The organism is Flavobacterium silvaticum, assembly GCF_012911565.1.
Classification (GTDB): domain Bacteria; phylum Bacteroidota; class Bacteroidia; order Flavobacteriales; family Flavobacteriaceae; genus Flavobacterium; species Flavobacterium silvaticum.
The window spans coordinates 1-12924 of record NZ_JAAMPU010000097.1 but is presented as its reverse complement, the minus strand read 5'-3'; the positions used below and the strand labels follow the sequence as shown (position 1 = coordinate 12924).

General features: G+C 44.0%; 13 protein-coding genes. 5 read left to right on the top strand and 8 right to left on the bottom strand.

Features of this window, described 5'->3' with window-relative positions; translation table 11 throughout:
• Positions 1 to 504: 504 nt before the first annotated feature.
• The 6 genes from dnaN to G6047_RS02435 form a co-directional block, all read right to left on the bottom strand.
• Positions 505 to 1623: a DNA polymerase III subunit beta gene (dnaN, locus tag G6047_RS02460; RefSeq protein WP_169525892.1), complete on the bottom strand. Its 1119-nt coding sequence runs from the start codon at positions 1621 to 1623 to the stop codon at positions 505 to 507.
• Between the two features lie 96 nt (positions 1624 to 1719).
• Positions 1720 to 3513, bottom strand: a complete 1794-nt coding sequence (gldG, locus tag G6047_RS02455) for a gliding motility-associated ABC transporter substrate-binding protein GldG (RefSeq protein ID WP_169525891.1) — start codon at positions 3511 to 3513, stop codon at positions 1720 to 1722.
• Positions 3510 to 4241 (bottom strand): gliding motility-associated ABC transporter permease subunit GldF, encoded by a 732-nt coding sequence (gene gldF / locus G6047_RS02450; protein WP_169525890.1) that lies wholly within the window; start codon positions 4239 to 4241, stop codon positions 3510 to 3512. The genes gldG and gldF overlap by 4 nt, the downstream gene beginning before the upstream one ends.
• 10 nt (positions 4242 to 4251) lie before the next feature.
• Entirely contained in the window at positions 4252 to 5091 is an 840-nt protein-coding gene (locus G6047_RS02445; RefSeq protein ID WP_169525889.1) for a class I SAM-dependent methyltransferase, read from the bottom strand.
• Positions 5091 to 5387: a putative quinol monooxygenase gene (locus tag G6047_RS02440; protein ID WP_169525888.1), complete on the bottom strand. Its 297-nt coding sequence runs from the start codon at positions 5385 to 5387 to the stop codon at positions 5091 to 5093. The genes G6047_RS02445 and G6047_RS02440 overlap by 1 nt, the downstream gene beginning before the upstream one ends.
• A complete protein-coding gene (locus G6047_RS02435; protein WP_169525887.1) occupies positions 5387 to 6223 on the bottom strand; it encodes an SAM hydrolase/SAM-dependent halogenase family protein in 837 nt (278 codons plus the stop codon). The genes G6047_RS02440 and G6047_RS02435 overlap by 1 nt, the downstream gene beginning before the upstream one ends.
• A gap of 138 nt (positions 6224 to 6361) precedes the next feature.
• Between G6047_RS02435 and G6047_RS02430 the strand changes: the two genes are divergently transcribed.
• Positions 6362 to 7312 (top strand): PhoH family protein, encoded by a 951-nt coding sequence (locus tag G6047_RS02430; RefSeq protein WP_169525886.1) that lies wholly within the window; start codon positions 6362 to 6364, stop codon positions 7310 to 7312.
• 3 nt (positions 7313 to 7315) lie between these two features.
• On the opposite strand, the gene G6047_RS02425 is transcribed toward G6047_RS02430, so the two are convergent.
• On the bottom strand, positions 7316 to 8605 hold the full coding sequence (locus G6047_RS02425; RefSeq protein WP_169525885.1) for a hypothetical protein: 1290 nt from the start codon (positions 8603 to 8605) through the stop codon (positions 7316 to 7318).
• A 154-nt stretch (positions 8606 to 8759) separates the two neighbouring features.
• On the opposite strand from G6047_RS02425, the gene G6047_RS02420 reads away from it, so the two are divergent.
• From G6047_RS02420 to G6047_RS02410, 3 genes are all read left to right on the top strand, one after another.
• Positions 8760 to 9710 carry a phosphoribosylaminoimidazolesuccinocarboxamide synthase gene (locus G6047_RS02420; protein WP_169525884.1) on the top strand — a complete coding sequence of 317 codons (951 nt, stop codon included), beginning with the start codon at positions 8760 to 8762 and terminating at the stop codon, positions 9708 to 9710.
• A 156-nt stretch (positions 9711 to 9866) separates the two neighbouring features.
• Entirely contained in the window at positions 9867 to 10250 is a 384-nt protein-coding gene (locus G6047_RS02415; protein ID WP_169525883.1) for an ankyrin repeat domain-containing protein, read from the top strand.
• Positions 10251 to 10297: 47 nt separating this feature from the next.
• Positions 10298 to 10693, top strand: coding sequence for a hypothetical protein (locus tag G6047_RS02410; RefSeq protein WP_169525882.1), 396 nt, complete (start codon positions 10298 to 10300; stop codon positions 10691 to 10693).
• An 89-nt stretch (positions 10694 to 10782) separates the two neighbouring features.
• Here G6047_RS02410 and G6047_RS02405 read toward each other — a convergent pair whose 3' ends face one another.
• Positions 10783 to 11871: a M42 family metallopeptidase gene (locus G6047_RS02405; RefSeq protein ID WP_169525881.1), complete on the bottom strand. Its 1089-nt coding sequence runs from the start codon at positions 11869 to 11871 to the stop codon at positions 10783 to 10785.
• 80 nt (positions 11872 to 11951) lie between these two features.
• Between G6047_RS02405 and G6047_RS02400 the strand changes: the two genes are divergently transcribed.
• Positions 11952 to 12644 (top strand): DUF4294 domain-containing protein, encoded by a 693-nt coding sequence (locus tag G6047_RS02400; RefSeq protein ID WP_169525880.1) that lies wholly within the window; start codon positions 11952 to 11954, stop codon positions 12642 to 12644.
• Positions 12645 to 12924 lie beyond the last annotated feature (280 nt).

Sequence of the window (12924 nt, the reverse complement as noted above, 5' to 3'; positions counted from 1 at the left end):
ATTATTTTAAAAAAAAATGTCACAGATTATATCTGCTTAACCTGATGTGCTTCATTTAGGTTTTTGAGAATCCAAATTCAACTGTTTTTCTATTCAATTTCACGGCATTTAAGTAAAGAGATGATATAATGCCAAAATCCAGGGAAATAAAATTACAGAGAGTAACTTAATGTATAGGTTTCGGTTATTATTTCCCTTGCTCAACGCAACACTTATAAAGAAGATTGTAGTAACGCCAATGTAAATAAAGAAAGTGAGCACAATCAAAGCCCCGTTTGCCGCACCACACGAATCAGGATAGTTCGATGATCCGGAACCGAACCAATTAAATGCAAAAAGAACCCATAAAACGTACAATACCAATACCGTATTTTGAAAAATATTCCTGCAAGACATATGTAAGAGTTGGTTTATAAACAATGGATCCGCATAAATGTTGCCAATCGTCCGGAAATAAAAAATCCGCTTTGGAGAGCGGATTTTCAAAGTATGTAAAGTTGGTATTTAATTGTTGAGCATGACCGGCATGACCAGCATAGTAACGCTTTCGCCTTCATCAAGTCCGTCGATAGGCGTAAGGATTCCGGCTCGGTTTGGCAAAGACATTTCCAAAAGAATCATGTCCGATTGCAGGTTTGACAACATTTCGGTCAGGAAACGTGAATTGAAGCCGATCTGTAAGTCATCGCCCTGGTAATCACACGTGAGTCTTTCTTCGGCTTTGTTCGAATAATCGATGTCTTCTGCAGAAATATTGAGTTCGGCACCGGCAATCTTGAGTCGGATCTGGTGCGTGGTCTTGTTGGCGAAAATAGCCACGCGACGCACCGAACTCTGGAATTGCGTCCTGTCGATCTGCAGCTTGTTCGGGTTTTCTTTGGGGATCACCGCTTCATAATTCGGGTATTTTCCATCGATAAGGCGGCAAGTCAGCACATAATTATCGAAAGAGAACGTAGCATTCGAATCGTTATACTCGATTTTGACTTCGGCATCGGAACCACCCAAAATACTTTTGAGGATGTTAAGCGGTTTCTTCGGCATGATGAAATCGGCAACTTCAGATGCAGTCACATCGGTACGCGCATATTTCACGAGTTTGTGCGCATCCGTAGCCACAAAGGTCAGTCCGTTAGGTGAAAACTGGAACAAAACACCGGACATTACCGGACGCAAATCATCGTTTCCGGCAGCGAATATCGTTTTTGAAATGGCAGTCGCCAACACATCGGCAGGGACAAGCGTAGTCGAAGGATTGTCGAGCTGGACCGATTTCGGGAATTCATCGCCGGAAGCATAAGCCAAGGCATATTTTCCGGAATTGGAACTGATTTCAATAGTATTGTTGGATTCTACGGTAAACGTCAGCGGCTGTTCCGGGAATGTCTTGAGTATTTCAAGCAATAATTTTGCAGGAACGGCAACGCTTCCGGTGCTGTTTGAATCGATTTCAAGCGTGGCAGACATAGTGGTTTCCAAATCTGATGCAGAAACCGTAAGGGATGAATTGTCCAGTTCGAACAGGAAATTGTCCAAAATCGGCAAGGTATTGTTGCTGTTGATGACACTTCCTAAAACCTGAAGCTGCTTGAGCAGGTAAGAACTCGATACAATGAATTTCATGAGCAATTATGGTTGGTTTTTAGCGCTCGGACACAGGTTCCAAAGCCACACAAATATATTTGAATCTGCCTAATGGCAAAAGAAATTTTATTAACACTATTTCGCGTATCGGCGGCGTCTCAAAAAGGTGAAAACCGCACCGGCAACCACAAGCAAAACGATTGGCGCTCCGACCGTAATGAATTGGGAACGGTCATACGCCCCATACACTTTTTGCGGATCGAGCACCGGCAGGTTCACTTCCTTGCTGCGAATGTTGATAAGTCCGTTGTCGTCGAGCAGGTAATTGACGCAATTCGAGAGGAATTCCTTGTTTGCATAGAGCTGGTTCGTCCATTTGTCATAACCAAGCTCCATGGGCTGGTAGTTCTTGTCGAGTTGGTTGCGGATCACATCACCATCTGAGATGACGATCATTTTAGAAGGCTTTCCTTCCGTTGCAAACGTTTTGTCCTTGAACGGCAGCACGCGGTTTTCAAATACCGAATGGAACTTTCCTTCAAGCAATACGGCCACAGGAATATTTCCGGTATTCTTGAATTGGCTCGGATCCGGCCGCTCTTCAACCATGTTGAGATTGACTTCCACAGGTGTGCCGACGGTTTTTGAATACACCGAAGATTTCAAAAGAACCGATTTTTTAATCCCGTTCTTCAAGGTGTCGATTCCATTGGCGAATTCAAACTTTATGGCGTCGAGGTGACTGACAATTGGATTGTTGTTTCCATCAGGGAATATCAAAGGCGAGTAATACCACGGATATTGGGTATATTGGGCCGCGCTTCCCTGTTGTCCCGTTGCGAGTGCGATGGGTGCAGCCTGAAGGTCTTTGACAAGTGTCGGATTGATCCTGAAACCATATTTGAAGAACATATCGGCCAGGTTGAGGTCGCGCGGAAACGCAAGTGTCTGTCCGTCTGTCATAAGCGAATCCATCTCGATCTGGACTTCATCCACAAGCCAAAGGGTTTTTCCGCCGTTGATCACAAACTGGTCCAGTACCTGCTTTTCGGCATCGGTAAACGTTTCAGATGGTTTGGTTATGACGGCAAGATCGTATTTCTTCAGGTACTCGAGGGTTTGGGTCGGTTGTTTGGCAACGGAATCGAGTGTAAATGTCCCGATGAAATAATTCTCGCGCACATTTTTGATGAAATCGGCCATCAACAAATCCGGCATCTCGCCATTGCCTTTGATTACGGCTACTTTCTTTTCCTTGGCGTGGGAAATGGTATTGAAGCCATTCGCGAATGCATATTCCAGATGTTGGACAGATCCGACTACTTTTTGTGCCGTGGAAGCCGCCATTGAATTCTTGAGTAACGGAATTTTGACACTTCGGCCTTCGTATGTGGCGATCGCCCACGGAAACACGACAGCTTCAGATTGTTTGCCTTTGTCGTTTACGGTGACGCGCGCCGGCATCATGCCGCTTCCGGCGAAGGAATCCATAAGGGCTTTGTCCAGATCGGGAATTTCCTTGATGCTTTTCTCGATCTCGGCTTTGTCCTGTTTCGACCGGATCGGGTTATCCATTTTGAAAATGGTGTAGATCAGGTCGCGTTTATCGTTGTCAGAACCTTCCGAATCATCTAGTGGATTGATGAACCGGAACGTAACGTTTGAATTATAGGCCTTGAATTCTTCGAGCAACTGACGGGTTTCTGTCTGCAATTTGCGGAATTCACCGGGAAACTCGCCTTCGAGGAACACATCTACGACCAATGGTTGTTTCACGTCTTCAAGAATCGAAAACGAGGTTTGCGAAAGGGTGTATCGTTTGTCCTGCGTCAGGTCGAAACGCTTGAATGCGAAGAACGAAAATACATTGAGCGCGATCAGGATGACGGCAACGACGGCGAGCTTTTTTAAGTTGTCCTGTTTCTTCATGAGCCTGATTGTAATGAGTTCAACCTGAAAACGGTAAGTGAAAGGAAAAAGACGCTCAGAGTGACGAAATAAACCACATCACGCGTATCGATCACTCCGCGGCTCATGCTTTCGAAATGACCCGACATTCCCAAAGGGGTAACCCATTCTGAAATGGCGCCTCCAAGCGTATCCAGAGACGAGAATCCGAAGAAAAACAGGAAGCATAGAAACAGCGAAAGGATAAAAGCCACAATCTGGTTTTCGGTCAGCGCGCTCGAAAAAATCCCAATGGCTGTATAACCTGCCACCAAAAACAGCAGCCCGAAATAAGACCCAATCGTGCTTCCCATATCTACGTTTCCTTCCGGCAAGCCAAGTTTGTTCAGAACAAGAACATAGACGAGCGTGGGTAAGATGGCAATGACGATGAGCAGGAAAGCCCCGAAGAATTTTCCATTGACTATCTGCCAAGTCGTCAGAGGCTTGGTCAATAGCAATTCAAGCGTCCCTTGTTTTCTTTCGTCCGAAAAGCTGCGCATCGTAACGGCCGGAATCAGGAACAGAAAAATCCACGGTGAAATAGTAAAGAAAGGCGTGAGGTCTGCGAATCCGCTTTGCAGGATATTGTAGTCACCGTCGAAGACCCATAGGAACAGGCCGTTGAGCAGCAAAAAAACAGCGATGACGAGATAGCCCACGGCAGAACCGAAAAAGGACTTGATTTCTCTTAACAGGATTACTTTCATTCGTTTTTTGTTAATTCTTTATGTTCCGCTTCAAAACCAGAACATCCTGGTGTTCTCCTAATTCGGTTGATTCCAATCCGGACCAGCTTCCGCGGAAAAAATGCTCGATCTCAAATCCGTGGCTTTCAAAAAGGTCAAATATAAACTCTTTTTGATAGGCAACATTGGCTTCTTTTACCGACAGATCCATAAGAGAATAATGGCCATGGGAATAGGGGAAGTTCTTTAGTCCGGTTTGCTTCATAGACCGGACGCTGTCTTCATCCAGCAGGAAAAAACTGGCCATGCAGCGTTTGCCCGGTTTTATGACACGGCTTATTTCTTTAGCATAATTTTCCACATCTTCAGGCATCATATGCGTGAAGACCGAGGTGAGAAATATAAAATCGAAGCGTTCGTCGGCATATGGGAATCGAAGCCTTGCAGCAGAATCGGCCGTACTTAAATTGTAGAGTTCGTTTCGCAACGGAATCCACCTGAAGCGGAAATTGGGGAATTTTGTCGTTATGTTTTTTGTACACCAGTCAACGCCTTGTTTTACAATGTCAAAACCGTCGTATTGTCCGTCTTTGGAAAGGAATTTTGTAAAAGGAACGGCCATTCTTCCTATTCCGGAACCTATATCCAGAATGGTGTCGTCAGGCGTGATGCCTCCGTATTTTTCAAACCTCAGAAAAAAGTCGGCTCCCAATTCCAAAAAGTCGCCGCGCCCGGTAAAGATCATCCCTTTTGGCGGCTCCATCGGCAAACGCTTTTTAACCAGGTCATGAGGCATATAAAGCAGCCTTCGCAGTGAATAGCGCCATTGGACAGGAAGCAGGTAAAAAGTCTTTCGGATTAAAGGATTCATTAAGGCAGGCTTGTGAGTTTGTCGACGCTCCAGGCTTCGGGTTTGGCATTGAATAATTTTTTGGTGAACGACCACACATCGTAAAATAACTCAGATTTGCGGTAATTCTCCAAATCTTCTTCGGTTTCCCAAAAGCTGTATGTAAAGAAAATTTCCGGATTGTCACGGTCGCGGTACAATTCGAGAAAACGGTTTCCATGGGCGTTTCGTATGCGCTGTTTCATCAGCTCGAAATTTTCGAGAAAGGCAGGAATGTTTTCTTCTGCAAAGCTAAGTTTTACGATCCGGATGAGCATTACAGGAAATTTATGGTTATGGCGTCGCGATAGCCCAATCCGAGGAGTGTCGATGCGCCGCCTGTAATGCGTGAGCTTCTGTACAGAGCGATTTCGAGATTGCCCGCTTCATTGAACAACGCGAGTTTTTCCCCGTCGTAATTCTGGTTTTTTGACGTGACGATGTCCGAATATCTATTGCGTATCTGACGAATCGTCCCAAGCCCGAACCGATTCAGCGATTCCCGCAGCACAATTTCATATTGTCGGCCTTTTCCGACTTCATTGAATAATTTGCGGCTGATGTTGGTCACTACATTGCCAAAGTGGTCGATATAAACCACATAACCTTTTATCGAAGCATTGTCTGAACCGACGACAGGCCGTAATTCCGTGACTTCTTTTATTTTATCCGTTTCTCTTCCGATTACATTGAGTTGTCCGCCTTTGGCAATGTGGCAGGCAACCGTAACGAAAACGTCAAGATCTGCCGAACCCTCAGGTAAACGGTCGTGTATGTTGATGGATACGATTTTCTCCGGAACAAAACGGTCTGTCAGTAAACTCAGGATTCCGTTATCGGCACAGACAAAGAAGTGGCCGTTCCATTCCATTGCGATATGGCGGTTGTCCGTTCCGGCTTCGATATCGACTCCAATCAAATGGACGGTACCTTTTGGAAAACTGGAATAGGCAGCCTCGACGATGTAAGCGGCTTCTACGGTATTGAACGGATCGATGTCGTGGGAAATGTCGATGATTTTCGCCTCTGCAAATTCAGTCAGTATCTTACCTTTCAACGCACCCACGAAATGATCGCGCAGGCCGTAATCTGAGGTAAGCGTAATTATCGACATAAAATTGTTTATAACTAAACCGCGGTACGACCGCAAAATGAGTAAATTTGAGAAGACCGCATACGGTGTTTTGCAACGGTCAGGCTGACTGCAAATCTACTAATAAATGCGAATGTTTCTAACTAAAATAGCAGGCGTTTGAACGAGAGAATCATTGAACTGGGCGATATTGCCCCTAAAGATTTTTGGGGCGCGCAGGATGCCCATCTGGAAACCATCAAAAAGTATTATCCGAAACTGAAGATCGTTGCGCGTGGCACGACAATCAAGGCATTTGGTGAAAAAGACGTACTCGACGAGTTCGAGAACCGTTTTCACCGTCTGATGGCGCATTTTACCCGATACAATAACATCGACACCAACGTAATCGACCGCGTCATCCAAAGCACGTCACAGGACGAGCAGCGCATGCCGGACCACGATAAAATCCTGGTGCACGGTCTTGGCGGGAAGCTTATCAAGGCGATGACACCGAACCAGCAATTGCTTGTTGATACGGTTTTCAAAAACGACATGGTATTCGCTGTCGGACCTGCGGGAACAGGAAAAACCTATACCGGTGTCGCGCTGGCAGTAAAAGCACTCAAAGAAAAACAGGTGAAGCGTATCATATTGACACGCCCGGCGGTTGAGGCAGGGGAGAACCTTGGGTTTCTTCCGGGCGACATGAAGGAAAAGCTCGACCCATATATGCAGCCGCTTTATGATGCCTTGCGCGATATGCTGCCACCAATGACGCTTGAGGATTACATTCTCAAAGGAATTATCCAGATTGCACCTTTGGCCTTTATGCGCGGACGTACGCTTGATAATGCATTCGTTATCCTTGATGAAGCCCAGAATACGACGCATTCGCAGATGAAAATGTTCCTGACTCGTATGGGCCGCAATGCCAAATTCATCATTACCGGAGATCCGGGCCAGATAGATTTGCCACGTAATGTGATGTCCGGGCTCAAGGAAGCTTTATTGATTTTAAAAGATACGGAAGGCATCGGAATCATCACACTTGACGATAAGGACATCGTGCGCCACAGATTGGTCAAGAAAGTCATCGATGCGTATAAGACTATAGAGCATCAGGGGTAGTAATTACCTGTTGCTTTCTGACAACCAATGGAATTCACGTCTTTCGAGCTGAAATTTCCTATGGTTATCCCTGAGGCTTATCCGGATAGAATCTGCTCCTGATTTATATTGGAGGTAGATTCTGTCTTTTTCCTTACGATATTTGATTTTCCACAAATAGGTACTGTCGCCATGATCCCATTTGTAGCAATCCAAAGTGCCTGCGAGCGAATCCTGTTTGTAATAAAAATAGCCTCGGCGGTAATTCTGGCGTAATACGGTATCTGTCGAATTGACGCTGACCATTCTGAACCGGTCGAAAATCACATCTTTCCAGATAATGGAATCTTTTGCCAGTACCGGTATTGTGTCACGGTTCCTCACATAGGTATCCACATCGTAAACCCCATAAAGCGATGGTTTGGGAGGTTTTTCTGCGTAATAATCATAACTTTCCTTGAAAACAAGGCCAATCATCACAAAGAAAATAACCTTAAGGCCTATACGGGTCACGCGCATCCATTTCCTGGCCGATGAAAAATGATATTTGGCACTTATGGCCGTGGTCCGGTTGCATATAAAGAAATGGTACAGCCTGGTAAGGTCAGGTGAAATCAGAAAAAGGCACATAGCGACCAGGTGCGCAGAAAAAAGTTTTACCGGAATGTCGTAGCACAGGTTCAGTAACAGCACATTGACAAAAACGCCCAGGCCAATGAATAACCCAAGCAATACCGTGCGCCTGAAAAGCAACAAGCCAAAGACAGTAAGTTCCATAAGCCCTGAAAAAAACTGATAGCCGTTTGAATAGCCAATGAACATCCAGCTTAGCCGCATTGGAAGAAAATCACCCAGAGGTGTAGCAAGCTGGCTCAGTAGCGGGAAGCTCATCTGCATCAGGAAAACCTTTATGATGCCGTAAGAAAACGCCATGAAACAGACATAATACCTGATGGAATTCCAAAGCACGAAATCAAGTTTGCGGTAATTTGTGCGTTTGTAATCGAGTATGCTCCAGATTATGGTTCCCACGAAAGCCAGTATGAGGTAAAGTATCAACTGTACCCAGCCGTAAGAGGTATCACCGCTGCCGGCTAACGGAACAAGTTCTTTTTTGAAATGGAGTATATGGTCGTTGAAGCCGTATACTAACGTATCCGCTATCAGCACCTGGAATTTGGTCAGGTAGGTCATGAGGGTGCCGAAATCTGAAAATGAGGTGGACAGGATGTACAACCCGAAATAAATAAAACAAAACCGGAAAGCTATTTTTTGCCATTGAGGCCAGGTTCCGGTATATGGAGCTGTTGTCATACGGATAAGTTTGATCAAATATAGACAAAGCAGCCCGTTGTTTTACAGGTAGTTGATTGGGAAATAAACGCTATTTGCCTTAAAGGTAGTGTGTTGTTATTTTATTTCACAAGAACCGGTATAAAACCTAAATTTGCGTTTTCAAATCCAGCACATGAGCAATACCATAACTACAACCGATTTTAATTTCCCTGGTCAAAAAAACGTCTATCGCGGAAAAGTCCGTGAAGTATACAATATCAATGATGATCAATTGGTCATGGTCGCCACAGACAGGCTTTCGGCTTTTGACGTGGTTCTTCCGAAAGGAATTCCGTATAAAGGACAAATCCTGAATCAGATTGCCACCAAATTCATGGAATTGACTAAAGATATCGTTCCGAACTGGCTTACTGCAACTCCGGATCCTAATGTTGCCGTCGGTGAATTGTGCGAGCCTTTCAAGGTTGAAATGGTTATCCGCGGCTATTTGTCAGGTCATGCGGCGCGTGAATATGCTTTAGGCAAAAGAAGTATCTGCGGTGTTTATATGCCGGAAGGACTGAAGGAGAACGACAAGTTTCCGCAACCCATCATAACTCCAACCACAAAAGCGGACAACGGGGAACACGATAGGGATATTTCAAGGGAAGAAATCCTGTCACAGGCAATTGTTTCGGAAGAAGATTACAGTGTCCTTGAAAATTATACGCATGCGCTTTTCCAACGCGGAACCAATATCGCTGCTGACCGCGGATTGATTCTCGTTGATACGAAATACGAATTCGGAAAGACGAAAGACGGAAAAATCGTGCTCATCGATGAAATCCACACACCTGATTCCTCGCGTTATTTTTATGCTGATGGATATCAAGAACGTCAGCAAAATGGCGAGGCGCAAAAGCAATTGTCCAAGGAATTCGTCCGACAGTGGCTTATTGCAAATGGCTTTCAGGGAAAAGAAGGCCAGCAGATTCCGGAAATGACCGAAGAATATGTAAACAGCGTTTCAGAAAGATATATCGAACTTTATGAAAACATCCTCGGTGAACCGTTTGTCAAAGCCGATATCGCAAACATTGAAGATCGTATCGAACAAAATGTACTCGATTACCTCAAAAAATAAAAAAAGCATAAAAATTGTAAAGCCCGCATGAACAGCGGGCTTTTTTAATTTCTGTCAGGTCTGGTTAGTTAAACAATTGTTAAATCAAAAAAGATGCAGTAACGTTTTTTGAAAAGGATGCGTCTACTCACATATCAATTAAATCATCAATCAATCATGAAAAAATCAATCATCACTTTCGGAATCGCGCTTTTAAGCGTATTGGGTATAGTTGAAGTATCAGCTTCAAACAGTTCAAATTCCCAACTTTCAATTGCCTACGATAATCCCACACCTTTGTGTATGGCCATTTCAAAGGGAGATTTTGAAATAGTCAAAAAATTCATCGAGTACGGCGCAAATGTAAATGAACGTTCCAACGGATTAACACCGTTAATGATCGCAGTTCGTTACAATCGTGTAGAAATCGTGAAGCATCTGCTGGACAACGGAGCTAAACTTGACGAGAAAAGCGACAATGGCTTTACAGCCTTGAAATGGGCAGAAGCCGCCGGAAGCACAGAATCGATAGCTTTGATAAAAGCTAAAGCAAAAGCATAACAAGGGTTTCAATCATCATCAATCACTTCTCAATCAATCATCTTTCAATGAAATCTTTTAAAACCGTATTCGCCATTCTGGTAAGTCTGGGAATACATTCGGTACTGTCTGCCGGAACACTCGAAAAGCATCAGGGAAACAAAACTGCAGCCCGTGAGACCGGCGAGCTTAAGAAGTATAAACCGACAGATGACACTCCGGAAATCTTCGGATCCAAAACAGAAGATTATTCGGATCATGTCAGGAAAATGGTTCACGGCAATCAGATCACAGATTACAACACGGTTGAAAATGCATATCGTCCGTTAGAAATAGCCGATAAAATCGTTGAAATCGAAAAAGATCGTTTGGTAACGGAATTTGAAGAACCAAAAACGATGAATCTTAAGATATGTGATGAGACAGTGTCAGAAACCAAATTGATTACGCCTGCCAAACTTTAAACTTCATTTTACATTCATAATTAATAGGGTTAGAAACGAAAAAGCATCTGCTAAACACAGATGCTTTTTTATTTGAATTAACCTTGAGATTATTTGTAATAACTAAAAGTCTCTCCTTTTTTAATGCTTAGCAACGATTCGTATATCAATCGGATCACATTTTCAACATCGTCTTTATGGACCATTTCAACAGTCGTATGCATATAACGCAACGGAAGCGAGATCAGGGCAGAAGCCACACCGCCGTTGCTGTAAGCGAAAGCATCGGTATCTGTTCCGGTTACACGTGAAGAGGCGAGTCGCTGGAATGGAATTTTATGCTTGTCGGCAGTTGTTAAAATGTGCTCACGAAGATTGTTCTGTACGGCAGGAGCATACGTAATCGCCGGGCCTTTTCCAATCTGGATTTCACCTTCGATTTTTTTGTTGATCATTGGGGTAGTCGTATCGTGGCACACATCGGTCACGATGGCGACATTCGGCTTGATGGTGTTCGTAATCATTTCAGCTCCACGCAGCCCGACTTCTTCCTGTACGGAATTGGTGATATATAACCCGAAAGGCAGTTTCTTTTTGTTTTCAGATAGTAATCTGCCGACTTCCGCAATCATAAATCCGCCCAATCTGTTGTCGATGGCACGACATACGAATTTGTTGTCGTTCAATACCATGAATTCATCGGGATACGTAATCACACAACCTACATGGACGCCTTTTTCCTCAACCTGGGCTTTTGTCTCGCAACCAATGTCGATGAAAATATTGTCGATTTTAGGGCTTTCTTCCTTATCGCGGTTTCTGGTATGTATCGCCGGCCATCCGAATACGCCTTTTACAATTCCGTTTTTAGTATGGATGTTGACGCGTTTTGAAGGTGCTATCACATGATCTGATCCGCCGTTTCTAATAACATATATAAGTCCGTTGTCCGTTATATAATTTACGTACCATGAAATTTCATCCGAATGTCCTTCGATCACTACCTTATATGCTGCTTCCGGATTTACAACCCCAACCACAGTTCCGTACGTATCTGTGATAAAGGTATCGACGTAAGGTTTCAGGTAATCCATCCAGATGCGTTGTCCGCTGGCTTCATGTCCTGTGGGTGATGCATTATTGAGATAGCGCTCCAGGAACGCCATTGAAGTTTCGGTCAAAATAGGTTTATTGCTCATTAATTTAATTTTCAGCTAAAATAGAAATTTGGCACTACAGTTGCCTGCGGAATTTTTAAATTTGGCACAATCCTCTTGCTATGAAGATCCATATCCTTGTTGCTGCTTTTCTTATCGGCACTGCTACGATTACTTCCCAGGAAGTTAAGAAAGACACGGTTCCGGAAAACGAAGAACAACTTTCAGAGAACGATTCCATTATGGAAACCATTTATCTTGACGATGTAATTATCAGCCGTCACAAGTTAAGCTATGAAGACCAGAAAGCATATTTGCTTTTACAGAGCCGTGTTTACAAGGTGTATCCATTTGCCAAAATAGCTTCTGAACGATTGACGATGCTCGATAATAACATGGCTAAACTTAAAACCAGCCGTGAAAAGAAGAAATATTACAAAATAGTAGAGGATTATATCGAAAACGAATTCACAGACAAGCTCAAAAAGCTTTCCCGCAAACAAGGCCAGATTCTCGTAAAGCTGGTCTACCGACAAACGGGCAAAAACGTATATAGTTTAATAAAAGATTACAAAAGCGGATTTAAAGCATTCGTCTATAATAACACAGGAAAAATGTTCGACATTGATATAAAGCGCGGCTACGATCCGCAATCGGTGAACGAAGATTATCTTATAGAAGGAATTCTGGACAGAGCTTTTAAAAGCGGAAGATTGGTCAGGCAAAATCCATACACGCCTTGGGACATCGACAAACTAGACGATCTCTGGATTCAGAGAGCCGAAGACCAGGCGGCAAAAAAAGAAGAAAATTAGCAACTTTAGGGTTGCTTTTTTTATGGCTTGTCCCTCGGCAGTCCCCAATTGATAAAAAGCGTCACTTATTTGCACCCGTTGCCGGTGTAGGTCTGTAGGTCCTGGCGCATCCTGTCGATCTGTCCATCCCGCCGGCGAAAAAAAATCCCTGTCCAACGTACGAGTTCCCAGGTCCTTACGGAAAAGGGGAAAAAACTTTTGGGAAAAGGCTTGGAAAAGTAAAAAAGGGGGCTACCTTTGCACCCGCTAAAGCAGCAGGCTCTTATATATTCTGATGGTT